At 70.8% G+C, this 14,083-nt stretch carries 7 protein-coding genes and 2 pseudogenes; 7 read left to right on the top strand and 2 right to left on the bottom strand.

From position 1 onward, the window contains the following. The first annotated feature begins 1 nt into the window (after window position 1). Genes purD through A176_RS19745 form a run of 4 tightly spaced genes read left to right on the top strand, consistent with a single transcriptional unit; the run spans window position 2 to window position 4,818 of the window. Window positions 2-1,267, top strand: a complete 1,266-nt coding sequence (gene purD, locus A176_RS19760) for a phosphoribosylamine--glycine ligase (protein WP_002635083.1) — start codon at window positions 2-4, stop codon at window positions 1,265-1,267. Continuing rightward, a complete protein-coding gene (locus A176_RS19755; RefSeq protein ID WP_002635084.1) occupies window positions 1,264-2,376 on the top strand; it encodes an LptF/LptG family permease in 1,113 nt (370 codons plus the stop codon). The genes purD and A176_RS19755 overlap by 4 nt, the downstream gene beginning before the upstream one ends. After that, window positions 2,373-3,488: an LptF/LptG family permease gene (locus A176_RS19750; protein WP_021781285.1), complete on the top strand. Its 1,116-nt coding sequence runs from the start codon at window positions 2,373-2,375 to the stop codon at window positions 3,486-3,488. The genes A176_RS19755 and A176_RS19750 overlap by 4 nt, the downstream gene beginning before the upstream one ends. Window position 3,489: 1 nt before the next feature. Beyond that, window positions 3,490-4,818 carry an O-antigen ligase family protein gene (locus tag A176_RS19745; RefSeq protein ID WP_002635085.1) on the top strand — a complete coding sequence of 443 codons (1,329 nt, stop codon included), beginning with the start codon at window positions 3,490-3,492 and terminating at the stop codon, window positions 4,816-4,818. Between the two features lie 9 nt (window positions 4,819-4,827). On the opposite strand, the gene A176_RS19740 is transcribed toward A176_RS19745, so the two are convergent. Continuing rightward, window positions 4,828-5,952, bottom strand: coding sequence for a glycosyltransferase family 4 protein (locus tag A176_RS19740; RefSeq protein ID WP_002635086.1), 1,125 nt, complete (start codon window positions 5,950-5,952; stop codon window positions 4,828-4,830). 86 nt (window positions 5,953-6,038) lie between these two features. Between A176_RS19740 and A176_RS19735 the strand changes: the two genes are divergently transcribed. After that, window positions 6,039-7,184, top strand: coding sequence for a glycosyltransferase (locus A176_RS19735; protein ID WP_002635087.1), 1,146 nt, complete (start codon window positions 6,039-6,041; stop codon window positions 7,182-7,184). Window positions 7,185-7,402: 218 nt separating this feature from the next. Beyond that, a pseudogene (locus A176_RS19730) lies at window positions 7,403-8,796 on the top strand (undecaprenyl-phosphate glucose phosphotransferase). A gap of 67 nt (window positions 8,797-8,863) precedes the next feature. Here the strand turns inward: A176_RS19730 and A176_RS19725 are convergent. Next, the gene (locus A176_RS19725; protein ID WP_021781286.1) at window positions 8,864-10,825 is read right to left on the bottom strand and encodes a trypsin-like serine peptidase; all 1,962 of its coding nucleotides are present in this window, start codon (window positions 10,823-10,825) and stop codon (window positions 8,864-8,866) included. A 148-nt stretch (window positions 10,826-10,973) separates the two neighbouring features. Between A176_RS19725 and A176_RS41245 the strand changes: the two are divergent. Further along, window positions 10,974-11,513 (top strand): annotated as a pseudogene (locus tag A176_RS41245) (GspE/PulE/PilB domain-containing protein); the annotation flags it as partial. Between the last annotated feature and the right edge of the window lie 2,570 nt (window positions 11,514-14,083).

Genomic DNA, 14,083 nt, shown 5'->3' with positions numbered 1-14,083 from the left:
GGTGGATGTGAAGGTCCTGCTGCTCGGTTCCGGTGGCCGTGAGCACGCGCTCGCGTGGAAGCTGTCTCAGAGTCCCCGGTTGACTCAGTTGCTCTGCGGTCCGGGCAACCCGGGGACGGCGAAGCTGGGCACCAACGTGCCGCTTCGCGCCGATTCGCCGGAGGCGGTGGCGGCGTTCGCGAAGCAGGAGGCGGTGGACCTGGTGGTGGTGGGCCCGGAGGCGCCGCTGGTCGCGGGCGTCGCGGACGCGCTGGCCGCCGCGGGCATCCCCTGCTTCGGGCCGGTGGCGGCGGGCGCGCGCATCGAGGGCTCCAAGGCCTTCGCGAAGGAAATCATGGCCGAGGCGGGCGTCCCCACCGCGGCCTTCCGCACCTTCACGGACGTGGCTGCGGCGGAGGCCTACGCGGTGGAGCAGGGCCGCATCGTCGTCAAGGCGGACGGGCTGGCCGCGGGCAAGGGCGTCATCGTGGCGCACGACGTGGAGGCCGCGCGCGCGGCGGTGCGCGCCGTGGGGGCCATGGGCGTTGCGGGCCAGACGATGGTCCTGGAGGAGCTGCTGGAGGGCGAAGAGGTGTCCGCCATGGCGCTGTGCGACGGCGAGCGCTACGCCATGTTGCCGCTGTCACAGGACCACAAGCGGGTGGGCGAGGGAGACAGCGGGCCCAACACGGGCGGCATGGGCGCGTACAGCCCGGCCCCCTTCCTGTCCGCCGAGCAGCTCGCGGAGGTGGGGGAGCGCGTGGTCGCTCCGACGCTGGCCGTGCTGCGGCGGCGCGGAATTCCCTTCCGGGGCGTGCTGTATGCGGGGCTGATGCTCACGCGGAGCGGGCCGAAGGTGCTGGAGTTCAATGCCCGCTTCGGCGACCCGGAGACGCAGGTGTTGATGATGCAGTTGGGCGAGGACCTGCTGCCGCTGCTGGACGCGTGCGCGCGGGGCGCGTTGGCGCCGCGCACGTTGGTGTCCGCGCCCGGCGCCTCGGTGGGCGTGGTGCTGGCGGCGCGGGGCTACCCGGATGCACCGGAGAAGGGCCAGCGCATCGACGGGCTGGACGCCGTCCCCGAGGACGCCACGGTGTTCTTGGCCGGAGTGGAGGCGCGTGACGGCGCGCTGGTGACGGCGGGTGGCCGCGTGCTGACGGTGTGCGCGCGGGGCGAGGACCTGGCGCGCGCCCGGGAGCGCGCCTACGCGGCGGTGGCCGCCGTGCGGTTCGACGGCATGCACTTCCGCCGGGACATTGGCGCGCGAGGGATGAAGGCCGCCCCGTGACCCGCCTGTCCCGCTACCTGCTCAAGGAGCTGCTGGTACCGCTCGGCGTGTGGGTGGCGTTCATGTTCCTGCTCCTCTTCGTCATGCAGTTCCTGCGGGGCACGGACGTGTTGCTGGGCTCGTCGGTGACGCTGGTGGACCTGGCGCGGCTGCTCGCGTACCTGGCGCCGCACTTCCTGATGATGGCGCTGCCCATCGCCTTCCTCCTGGCCATCCTCCTGGGGCTGGGACGGCTGGGCGAGGACCGGGAGCTGACCGCGCTCCAGGCGCTGGGCGTTGGCCCGGCGCGGCTGGTGGCCGCGCCGCTCATCATCGCGGTGGCGCTCAGCGCGCTGATGCTGGTGATTACCTCCACGGCGCAGCCCTGGGGCCTGGCGGGCCTGAAGGTGCTGGTGAGCGAGGTCATCCGGAAGAACGCGGTGGGCGACGTGAAGTCCGGCGTCTTCTACGAGGACCTCAGCAACCTGACGCTCTACGCGGAGCAGGTGTCCGCCGACGGGAAGTGGACCAACGTGCTGTTGCACGATGACCGGGAGCCGAACTCGCCGCTGCTGGTCCTCGCGCAGCGGGGCCAGGTGGGCACGTCCACCAGCGGCGAGGTGCTCCGCTTCAACCTGGAGGCGGGCGAGGCGCATCGCTCCTCCGGCCGTGAAGAGGAGACCTACAGCGTCATCCGCTTCGACCGGGCGGAGATCAGCGTGGGCATGGGCGCGTCCATGGGCAAGCGCAGCCGCTTCTCCTTCTCGCGCGAGGAGCTGACGCCGGGGGAGTTGCTGGAGGCGGCCCGCGAGGCGGATGCGCGGGGCGAGGACTCACGCACATACCGGATGGCGTTGCACAGCCGGATGGGCAGCGCGCTGGCGCCCATCGCCTTCGCGCTCCTGGGGACGCCGCTGGCCATGGGCCGGCGCCAGTCGGGCAAGGCGTGGGGCTATCTGCTGACGCTCGGCGGCTACGTCCTCTACTACCTGCTCAGCCGTGTCTTCGAGCAGATGGGGCAGAAGGGCCAACTGCCGGTGGCCCTGGCGGGACAGATGGCGAACCTGGTGTTCATCACGGTGGGGCTGGTGGCGATGTACCGGGTGAGCCGTTCGGGGACCCTCAAGTGAGGGCCACGCTCTTCAGCTACGTGCTGGGCACGTACGTGCGCTACGCGCTGGGCATCCTCACGGGACTGGTGCTCGTCTTCGTGGTGGTGGACTTCGTGGACCGCGCCAAGCTGTATTCGGGGCCCGGCTGGGTGCTGGCCGCGGCGGAGCTCTACTTCTACAAGGCGATGATGTCGGTGCAGCAGTTGGGCCCGGCGGCGCTGCTGCTGGCGGCGGGCACCACCGTGTCGGCGCTGCGCAAGCAGGGTGAGGTGACGGCCATCCGGGCCCTCACCTTCGGCCCGTCCGCGCTGTACCTGCCCATCCTGCTGGCGTCCTTCGCCGCGTGCGTGGGGCTGGTCGTCTTCGACGAACGCGTGGCCACGTACTCGGGCCGACGCGTGGATGAAATCACCACCCAGCGCTTCAACAAGTGGGGCGACTGGCGCTTCTACTACACGCCCAAGCAGTGGTTCCGGCGCGGGGACAACATCTTCTTCCTTCGGGGGGGCGGCGCTCAGGAGGGCTTCCAGGACGTGTCCGTCTTCACCGTGACGGAGTCGTTCGACCTGCGGCGGCGCCTGGACGCGTCCGGCATGTTCCCGGTGGAGGGCATGCGCTGGCGTCTGACGGACGTGGTGGAGCGGACCTTCGACGGGGAAGGGAAGACGACGCTGCGGCAGCTCCCCGAGGCCGAGTACGACCTGGGCGTGGCCGTCACCGCCTTCCGCATCCGCCCGGGACGGCCGGAGCAGATGCGCGCCTCCGAGCTGCGGGAGCAGATTGCCGCGCGCCGGGACGTGGGCCTGGCGACGAAGCAGTTCGAACTGGCGCTGCACAACCGCTTCGCCTATCCGATGGCGGCCTTCCCCGCGGCGCTGCTGGGGGTGGGGCTCGCCCTGCGCTCCAACCGGCGGGGGCACCTCACCGCGGCCATCATGGAAGGGCTGCTGACCGCCGTGGCGATGTGGGGCCTGATGATGGTGTGCCGCACCATGGTGCTCACGGAACGGCTGTCCCCGATGGTGGCGGCTTGGACCCCCACGGTGCTGCTATCCCTCATCGCCGGCGCGGTGTGGCTGCACCGGGAGGGACGCCTGCCGCTGCCTCGGCGCGGGCTGCTGGTGAGATAGCGTGTCCGCGTTCATGGAAACCGCGTCCGAGCTTTCGCTGGACCTGCGCTGGCGCCGCGCTGTCTCGGGCGTGCTGGTGCTGTGGACCGTGGGGCTGGTGCTGGCGGAGGTCGTCCTTCAGGTCGCGACGGGCGCGGCGGTGGTGCTGTCGGTGGTGTTGCTGGCGCTCGGCAAGCTCTCCCTGGCGCGCGACGTGCGCGCGTATGTGGTGACCAGCGCGGCCTTGTGCGTATGGCAGGTGGCGTCGCCCGCGGTGGCCCTGTTGACGGGCGCCTCCGACGCGTGGCCGAGAGGTGCGCGCTACGGCCAGGTGCTGGACGCACTGGCGGGGCCCGCGGCGGCCACGCTGGGCGCGGCGGGGGTGCCGTGGCTCCTCCTGGCGGGGGTCCTCGCGGGAGGCTGGCTGCTGGCCGCGCTGCTGGGCGTGTTCCAGAACCGCGTGCGCTGGTCGGTGGAGCTGCCGGCCTTCCTCAAGCTCAACCTGGGCCGGCTACACGAGAACTTCGGCACGGAGGAGTCACCGCGCTATGCGGCGGGCGGCTTCTTCTCGCACCGGCTGCGCTTCGCGCATGGCGCCATCGCCGCGCTGGGGCCCACGCTGGCGGTGCTGGGCGGCGTGGAGCAGGCGCGGCGGCGTGTGCTCGCGGGCGTGGTGGTGATGGGGATGCTCGTCTCCATCTACAACGCCTTCGCGCGCGCGGCGCTGGGCGCGGCGCTGATGGTCAGCGTGCTGGCGTTGCTGCTGCTGGTGCAGGGGGCCGCGAGGCGGGTGGGACTGGGGCTCGTCATCGCGCTGGTGGCGGTGGTGTCGCTGACGCCGGCCTGGCGCGCGCGCATGGAGAAGGCCCTGGGCAACATCTACGGCGGCGAGCGCGAGCACGCCATGTCCGTGGGCTGGAGCCTGGTGCGCGACTACCCGCTGACGGGCGTGGGGTTCGGCAACCACAAGCCCGCGGCGCTGGCGACGCAGGACGAGACGGGCATCACCGACCTGCTCGCCACCGACTCCCACAACCTCTGGCTGACCGTCTGGGCGGAGACGGGGCTGGTGGGCCTGCTGCTGACGGTGGTGGTTCACGTGCTGCTCGCCAAGGCGCTCATCCGCCGCTACCGCCAGGGCTCGCTCGCGGCCACCGGCGCGCTGTTGTCGTGGGTGGGCTTCCACGTCCTGGCCATGGTGCACTACCTGCCCTTCCACTCCAGCGTGTACCTGTCCTTCTCGTTCGTCTGGGGACTGGGCCTGTGCGAGGGCAGCGATGTCCTCCGGGGCCGGGCGGTGCGCGAGTCCTTCGTGGCGCTTGCGAAGGGGTCGCCCGGCGCCACGTCTTGAGCGGGGCGGCTACCGGCCGCGCGCGCCCCCGGGCGACGGTGCTTCCAAGGCCCGCCGGTACACGGCGAGCGTGCGGCGGGCACAGTCGTCCCAGTTGAAGTGCGCCACGCGCTCCCGGCCCAGCTCCACCAGCTCGCGGCGGAGCACGTCGTCCCGCAGCACGCGCAGCGTCGCGTCCCGCCAGGCTGGCGCGTCATCGGGGGACAGCTTCAGCGCCGCGTTGCCCACCACCTCGGGCAGGGCGGTGGTGTCCGACGCCAGCACCGGGCAACCCGTGGCCATGGCCTCCAGCGCGGGAAGGCCGAAGCCTTCGTATCGGGACGGCAGCAGCAGCGCGGACGCCGCGCCGTAGAACACCGGCATCTCGTCCTCGGACAGCTCCTCCAAATCGAGCACGTTCTCGTGCAGCCCCAGCTCGTGCGCCACCGCGCCCTTGCCCGCCAGCAGCACCACGGGCACCGGGAGCTCCGCGGCGAAGTCCTTGAGCAGACCCAGGTTCTTGAACCGCTTCGCGTTGCCCACCGCGGCCACGTAGCGCGCCGGCAGCTCGTGGCGGGCCCGGAACTCGGAGGCTTCCGCCTGCGTGGGCGGCTGGAAGCGGGCCTCCACGCCGTTGTGAATCACCTGGAGCCGGTAGGGCGACAGGTCCAGGTACCGGGCGATTTCATCGCGCGAGAACTCGGACACGGTGATGAGCGCCGTGGCCCGCCGCGCCCGGGGCCCCACCACCGCGCGGTAGTAGAGCGCCTGCGCGGGGGAGTACTGGTCCGCGAGGGCCAGGTGGTTGGCGTCATGGAGCGTGGCGACCAGGCGCCCGCTCCAGAACAGGGGCAGGGAGAACGACGTGGCGTGGAACGCGTCCGGGGCCAGCCGGACGAGGTCCGCGGTGAGCGCCGGCTGTTCAAGGGGGGACAGAAACCGCGCCAGGGAGCGGTGCAGCGGCATGCGCGGCGTGAGCGCGCCCAGCCCCGGCGTGAGCCCTTCGGGGGGCACCAGGGCGGAGAAGCGCAAATCGGGAGCGAGCGCCGGCATCCGCCGCGCCAGCTCCAGGGCGTACCGGGCAATCCCATGCAGCCGGCCGCGCACCATGCGCAGGTCGAGGAGGACGTGAGCCACGGCCACCGCGTACCACACGCGTGGCCTCCATGGGGACCGGGCGGGCGCGCTTCGCCGCGACGACGGTTGCCGCGCCGCGTGGGGTGGGTGCTAGAAGCGCCGCCGTGAAGGTCGCCCTGGTCCACGATTGGCTCGTCACCCACCGCGGAGGCGAGCGCGTCCTCGATGCGCTCTGCGAGGTGCTTCCGGATGCGGACATCTACACGCTCGTCCACAAGCCCGGCTCCCAGTCGCCGGCCATCGAGTCGCGCCGCATCTACACGTCCTTCCTCCAGCACATCCCCGGCATCCACGCGCGCTACCGGCACTTCCTGCCGCTGATGCCGAGCGCCATCGAGGCGCTCCGCCTCCAGGGCCGCTATGACCTGGTCCTGTCGTCCAGTCACTGCGTGGCCAAGGGCCTGCGCACCCCGCCGGGCACGCCGCACCTGAGCTACGTGCACGCGCCCATGCGTTACATGTGGGACCTGTTCGACGACTACTTCGGACCGGGTCGCGCGCGCCTCCCGGTGCGCGCCGCGGCGCACGCGGTGCGGCCCTGGCTGCGGCGGTGGGACCGCCAGACGGCCGCGGGCGTGACGCGGTTCATCGCCAACAGCCGGCACATCGCCTCGAAGGTGCAGCGCTTCTGGGGCCGCGAGGCCGCCGTCATCCACCCGCCGGTGGCGCTGGAGCGCTTCGCCCAGGTGCCGTTGGAGGGCGGCGGGCAGGGGGGCTACTTCCTCTGGCTGGGCGCCTTCGCGCCCTACAAGCGATTGGACATCGCGCTGGAAGCTTTCCGGGAGCTCGATGCACCCCTCTGGGTCGTGGGGACGGGGCAGGAGGCTTCCCGGCTGGGTGCCCGGCGGCTGCCTGACAACATCCGGTTCCTCGGCAACGTGTCGGACGAGGCGCTGCCCGCGCTGTACCGGGACGCGCGCGCGCTCATCTTCACGCCCGAAGAGGACTTCGGCATCACCCCGCTGGAGTCACAGGCGACGGGGCGTCCCGTCATCGCGTACGGGAAGGGCGGCGCGCTCGAGACGGTGACTGAGCACACCGGAGTTTTCTTCTCCGAACAGACGCCCGCCGCGCTCGCCGCCGCCGTGCGCCGCTTCGATGTTTGGGAAGCAAGCTTCCGTCCTGACGCCGCGCGGGCCCAGGCGGAGCGCTTCAGTCGCGCGGCGTTTCAAAGTGCGATGCTTCGAGAGATGGAGCAGCTCGTCCGAGGGGTGTTGCCAGAATCCCCGGAGTCTCCTTCGGGACTGTGACTTCGCTGTCACTCCCGTCTCTGTCTTTTGTGGGCGGTTCGTGGACAGGGTCCCTGCCTGGGAGGGAGGGGCGGTTCCAACCCATTGTTTTCACAAAAGTTTTCGTGATAGCAACCGCGCCCATCAAACGGTGTTGGGCAAGTCACGTGTCCGCGGGCTGAGGGCGCGAGTCTTGCACCGGGGTGGCCACCCGTTGATCACGCTACAGGAGTACCGCGGTGTTCAGTCGTCTCCAGCGCTTCTACACATCGATCAAGGTCGCCGCGGACATGGGGATGCTCGCGCTGGCCTTCGTGCTCGCGTACGCCACGCGGTTCTCCGGCATCGTCCCCGTCACGGAGGGGATTCCTCCGTGGAGTGACTCGTTCTTCTCGCTGCTGATGGTGCTGGTCATCTTCCCGGTGACCTTCCACCAGTCGCGCCTGTACGGCACCAACCGGTCGCGGACGAACACGGGTGAGGTCTTCGAGGTCTTCAAGTCGACCATCACCGCGGCGCTCATCCTGGTGGCGGTGACGTACTTCGTGAGGGAGCGGTACTCGCGCCTCACGCTGGTCATCTTCATCGTCTACGCCTTCGCGCTGGTGACGTGCAGCCGGCTGGTGTTCCGCTACGTCCTGAGTGAGATCCGCCGCCGGGGCCACAACCTCAAGTCCATCCTCGTCATTGGCGCGGGGGACCTGGGGCAGCGGGTCATCGAGACGGTGGAGCACCACCGGGAGCTGGGCTTCCGGGTGACGGGCGTGCTCACGCTGCGCCACGAGAAGGTGGGCCAGTACGTGGGCGGCGTGCGCGTCATCGGGCACGTGGACCAGGTGAACGAGGTGCTCGACGCCGAGCCCGTGGACCAGGTCATCCTCGCCCTGCCGCTGGAAGGTCACGCGCGCGTGAAGGGGCTGATGGACAAGCTGGCCCTGCGCACCGTGGACGTCCGCGTGGTGCCGGACCTGTACCAGTACATCACCCTCTACGGCGGCCTGGAGGAGTTCGGCGGGCTGCCCATCATCCGCCTCCAGGGCGACCCGATGGAGGGCTGGAGCCGGGTGGCGAAGCGGGCCTTCGATATCAGTTTTTCGTTGCTGGCCATCCTCGTCACCTCGCCGCTCATGCTGGCCACGGCACTGGCGGTCCGCATCACCAGCCGCGGGCCCATGCTGTACCGCCAGGAGCGGATGGGCATGGACGGGCGCACCTTCCCCATCCTCAAGTTCCGCACCATGCGCATCGACGCCGAGCACAGCGGGGCGATGATGGCCCGGAAGGACGACCCGCGCCGCACGGTGATTGGCACCTTCCTGCGCAAGTACTCGCTGGACGAGCTCCCTCAGTTTTTCAATGTGCTCCGGGGCGACATGAGCCTGGTGGGGCCTCGCCCGAGCGCCCGGTCTTCATCGAGGAGTTCAAGCGGCAGATTCCGCGCTACCACCTGCGGCACAAGGTGAAGGCGGGCATCACCGGCTGGGCTCAAATCAACGGCCTGCGCGGGCAGACGTGCATCGAGAAGCGCATCGAGTACGACCTGTACTACATCGAGAACTGGTCGCTGCTGATGGACCTGAAGATTCTCGTCCGCACGGCCCTGGGCGGCTTCCTGTCGAAGAACGCCTACTGACGCCGCGAGCCCGGACCGTGGATTCCGCCACGGCCCGGGCCCGGGTGTTCACGTCAGCGTCGAAGCGCTACTGGATGTTCCACACCACCGTGCCGGAGCACGAGGTGTTGCTGTAGCAGCCGGCGCGAATCTGCAGGGTGGTGGCCGTGGGCGCGGTGTACGTCAGGCTGGAGCCCCGATTGTCGCTGCCGCACGCGTCATCGTTGAAGGCCGCCTGCGTGGCGCCGTTGAAGAGCCGGAGGTAGGTGTCACCCGTGTAGCTGGCCCCCGTCACACCGCAGGTGGCCACGGTGATGCGCCGTCCCGCGGCGATGTTCACGTCGCGGGTGGTGGTGCCTTGCTGGGCGCTGTTGGTGCTGCTGGCCTGGAAGGTGAAGCTGCCGCTGGTGGGGTCGGGCTCGGAGCCGCCGCCAGAGGTCGTCCAGGCGACCCGGCCGGAGCAGGCGCCGCTGGAGAAGCAGCCCGCGTGAATCACATAGTCGCCGCTGGTCGCCACGGTGTAGCTGATGCTGGAGCCGCGGCCGTTGCAGGCGTCATCGTTGAAGGCGACCTGGGTGCCTTGGACGTCACGCAGGCGCAGGTACGTGTCCCCCGTGAAGGACGCTCCCGTGAGCCCGCAGGTGGCGATGGTGAGCTCCTGGCCCGCCGTCAGCGCGAGGGTGTAGCTGGTGGTGTTCTGCTGGGCGCTGTTGGTGTTGGTGGCGTCGTAGGGGAACGGGTTGCTGGGCGGCGGCGGCGGGGGCGGAGGAGGCGGCGGCGGGGGCGGCGGCGGCTCACCGTTGCCGTTCGTGTCCGGGCAGCCGGCGGCGGGCAGCGCGCACTGGGGCAGGTCGGTGCCCAGGTGGCTGATGACGGACTGGATGGGGACGCCGCGGTTGGGGCAGTTGGCGCAGTGGTGCAGGGCCACCACCAGGTTGTCCGCGTGGCCGATGACGGGCGAGCCCGACGAGCCGCCCTGCGTGTCCGCGTAGTAGCCCACGTCGTTGGGGCCACCGGACTGGCAGGCCGGCGCGTTGAGGTTGAAGATCTCCGCGAAGCCGGACTGGTCCTGCGCATGCGAGGAGCGCACGGCGATCTTCTTGCCGTGGCCCGCCGGGTGCTGCGGCAGGAAGATGCGCTCGTTCACCACGGCGCCGGAGGCGCGCAACTGCAGATAGCCGTAGGTGTTGACGGGGTTCTGGGACAGCCGGATGAGCGCGTAGTCGCGGGGCGTGTCCACCTTCACCAGGGTGCCGCCCGCGATGACGTTGCCCGGGCAGCCGAACCAGCTCGCGCAGCTCGTGGCACAGCTCGCGCCTTCCGCCATGAACTCATAGCTGGTGTTCAGCGCCTCGCTGGCCGAGCCAACGCAGTGCTGGTTGGTCATCAGGTGGCCTTCGCTGCCCACGAGCCAGCCGGTGCAGGCGCCGGAGCCGTTGATGAGCAGGCGCGCCACGGGGCGGGAGCGTCCGTAGATGGTGGGCTCGCTGGAGGCGTAGCAGGGCGCCCACTGGGTGTCGTCCGGGCCGCACAGCGCCTTGTCGTCGGACAGGCCCATCTCCTCGTTGGAGTAGCCGCGGGCGAAGCGGTCAATGGAGTAGCCGTGCTTGTTGAGGATGCCGCGGCGGTTGACGCTGTCCTGGCTGTGCAGCTCGATGATGGCCGTGTCGCCGGGGATGTGGATGGCCCAGAAGCCGCTCCGGGCGCCGGGGTGCGAGTTGTCGTACTTCCAGGCGCGCGTGCCATCCGGCGAGCGCACCACCACGAAGTCACCGGCCTCCAGGTCGAGGCGCTCGAAGTGCGGCGCGATGTACGCCGCTCCGGGATGGGTGATGACGTCCGTGTGGACCGGGCCGTCCGAGGCGCGAATCTGCGTGGTGGCGTAGGGGTGCGCCGATTCGAAGCGGCGGAAGACGTCCTCGCCCACCTTGGTGGCCCGCTGGGATTCGGAGGACGGCGCGGCCTGCTGGCACACCGTTTCCGAGGCCAGGGCCGTGGGGGCACTGCCGACCAATGCTGTGACGAGACATGCGAGTGGGAATCGTTTCATCGTCGCTCCTGGGCGTGAGGCTCAACAGCCATGAACTGCACTCCCGGTTATAGCTGGCAATTCCGACAATCCCTTGTGATTGCCGGGGCTTCGCGGAGAGGGTGGCGGGGTTGAAGGATTCCGTGTTCACCGTGCGTGTTGGCCGTGGATGTCGGACAGGCCGTGCGCTGTCCGCGGGCCCGCGAGGCCTCGGGTTCACGGGGAGCAGGGGCCCGCGGCGCTGCTCGTGCGGCCAGGCGTCCTGCCGAGCGCGCTCGGAGATTCAGGGTGGGGTGGGGCGTCTCAGCCGGTGAGAAGGCGTCTAGAATCCGCGGGACATGGCCGAAAAGCTTGGAGCGATCCTGGTCCGCAAGGGCCTCATCACGCAGCCGCAGCTCGACGAGGCCCTCCGGGCACAGCTCATCTACGGCGGTCGGTTGGGCTCCAACCTTGTCGAGCTGGACCTCCTCGACATCGACACCCTGGCCACGGTGCTCGGGAGATGTGCCGGTATCCGGTGGCGCAGGACGCTGACTTCGAGGCGGCGCCGAGCTCGGTGCTGCAGCTCTTGCCCGCGGACAAGGCGGAGAAGCATCAAGCCTTCCCGCTGGCGCAGGAAGGGCGGCGGCTCAAGGTGGCCATGGCCAGCCCGCTGGAAATCGAGCACGCGGATGCGCTCGGGTTCATCACGGGGCTGCGCATCGTTCCGTACGTCACGCCGGAGCTGCGCCTGTTCCACTTCCAGGCGCAGCGTTACGGCATCAAGCGCGAGACGCGGTTCATCCAGATGGCGTCCACGAAGCGGCCGAAGCGCACGGAGGCCGTGGCGGCGCCCGTGGAGGTGGCTCCCGTGCCGGTGTTTTCGAGCATGACGCCACCGCCTCCCGCGCCCGTGCGGGCGGAAGCGGAAGGCATGTTCGGTGGGTTGGCGCCGGGGCAGTACCTCAGCGGCGATGACCCGGACACCGAGACCGAGGATTCCGGTTCGGTGCGCTGGGCCCCGGCGGTTTCGGGGAGCGCGCATCCGCTGGACCATCTGCCGCCGCCCGCGCCTCCCGTGGCGATGATCGACTTCGCCGAGGATGGGGAGATGCGGGTGGTGACTCCGGAAGTCGCGGGGCCTCCGACGCTGGCGCCGGTGGGGGCTCGGCCCGCGTCGCCGCCTCCTGAACCGCCACATGCCTTCGCGCCGCCGCCTCCGCCGCCTCCCGAACCGCCTCGTGCTTTCGCGCCGCCTCCGCCGCCGCCGCACATGGCTGACGTCACCGAGGAGATTGACCTCATCGAGGAGGAGGAGGTTCTCGAGGAGGGCGATGTCATCGAGGACGCGATCGCGGTGGAGGAAGTCGACTCGGAGGTGCCGCAGCCGCCGGGGTTGATGTCGCTCCAGGCGGGGGGCGCTCGGGTACCGGCAGAGGCGGCCGAGCAGTTGGGCGCGGCCCGAGCTGCTGGTGCCGAGGGGCAGGGGGTGCCGCCGGGGATGGTCGCGAAGCCCGTTCCTCCGTTGGGAGCGCCCGTGCCTCCCGGGATGATGGGGGCGCGTCCTCCGTCGTCGCCTGGCTTGCCCTCGGTGGCGGGGGCTCCGGACGCGGTGCCTCCTGGGATGATGGGGGCGCGGCCTCCGATGCCGGTGGGGGCTCCGGGCGGGATGGGCGCACGGCCTGTTCCCGGAGCTGGACTGGGCGCGCAGGGGCCTGTGCCGCCGGGGATGATGGGAGCGCGGCCTCCGCCTGGCGTGGGTGGGCCTGGAGCTCATGGCGTGCCGCCTGGGATGGTGAGCGCGCGGCCTTCTGGGCCGGCGGGCGCTTTCGTTCCTGGTCCTCATGGGGCGGTGCCTCCCGGGGCTCGGCCACCTTCGTCACCAGGGATGCCCGCGGTGCCTGGGCCTCATGGTGCGGTGCCTCCCGGTGCCCATTCGCCTTCGTCACCGGGGATGCCGGTGGGGTCTGGGCTTCATGGTGCGATGCCTCCCGGTGCCCACTCGCCTTTGTCGTCAGGGATGGCGGCAGTGCCGGGGCCTCACGGTGCAGTGCCTCCCGGTGCCCACTCGCCTTTGTCGCCAGGGATGTCGGCAGTGCCGGGGCCTCATGGTGCAGTGCCTTCCGGTGCCCACTCGCCTTTGCCGCCAGGGATGTCGGCAGTGCCGGGGCCTCATGGTGCAGTGCCTCCCGGTGCCCACTCGCCTTCGTCACCGGGGATGCCGACAGTGCCAGGGCTTCATGGTGCAGTGCCTTCCGGAGCCCGTTCGCCTTCATCGCCGGGGATGCCGGCAGTGCCAGGGCTGCATGGTGCAGTGCCTCCTGGGGCTCGGTCGCCTTCGTCACCAGGGATGCCTGCAGTGCCGGGGCCTCATGGCTTGGGTGCGTCGCCGGGCTTTGCGGCGGGGTCCTCGCATCACGGCGTGGTGCCTCCGGGCATGGTCGGCGCGCGACCGCCTTCGGCTCCTGGTTCGCATGGGCCGGTGGGGCCCGGAGGCATGGGGCAGCGGCCTCCGCCGACGACGGGTCTGCCCTCGGTACAGATGCCTCATGGCCCAGTGCCTCCTGGGATGATGGGTGCGCGGAATCCGTCGTCGCCCGGGATGCCTGCGTTGGCCGGTGCCCACGGCCCGGTGCCTCCGGGAATGATGGGACATCGGCCTCCGTCGGCGACAGGGTTGCCTGCGGTGCCCGGGCCTCAGGGCCCCGTGCCGCCGGGGATGATGGCGGGACGGCCCCCTCCGCCCGGTGGCCTGCCTGCGGTACCGGGTGCTCACGGGCCGGTTCCGCCCGGGATGATGGGGGCTCGGCCGCCATCGGCGACAGGGCTTCCCGCTGTGCCTGCCGGCCCTCACGGCCCGATACCTCCAGGGATGATGGCCGGTCGCTCGCCATCGGTTCCAGGCGCCCACGGTCCGGTCCCCCCAGGGATGATGGGCGGGCGGCATCCGCCAGCGGCAGGCGTGCCTTCGATGCCTGGAGTCCCGGGAGCAGTCCCTCCAGGGATGATGGGCGGACAGCCTTTTCCTCCGGCGGGCATGCCCCCGATGACCGGGGCACAAGGGCCTGTTCCACCGGGGATGATGGGGGCTCGGCCCCCTTCGGCGACGGGGTTGCCTGCGGTGTCGGGGCCTCTCGGACCTGTGCCTCCAGGGATGATGGGGGCTCGGCCGCCATCTGTGGCAGGTGGGGCGGCCTCGCATGTTCCCCCTGGGATGTTGGGTGCGCGCCCTCCGTCCGAGCTGGTGACTCATCCGCACGCGGCACCTGGGGGCATGCCTCCTCCCGCGCCGGTTTCTGG

The sequence above is a fragment of the Myxococcus hansupus genome, from assembly GCF_000280925.3.
Lineage (GTDB): Bacteria > Myxococcota > Myxococcia > Myxococcales > Myxococcaceae > Myxococcus > Myxococcus hansupus.
This window is presented reverse-complemented; position numbering and strand designations above follow the sequence as displayed.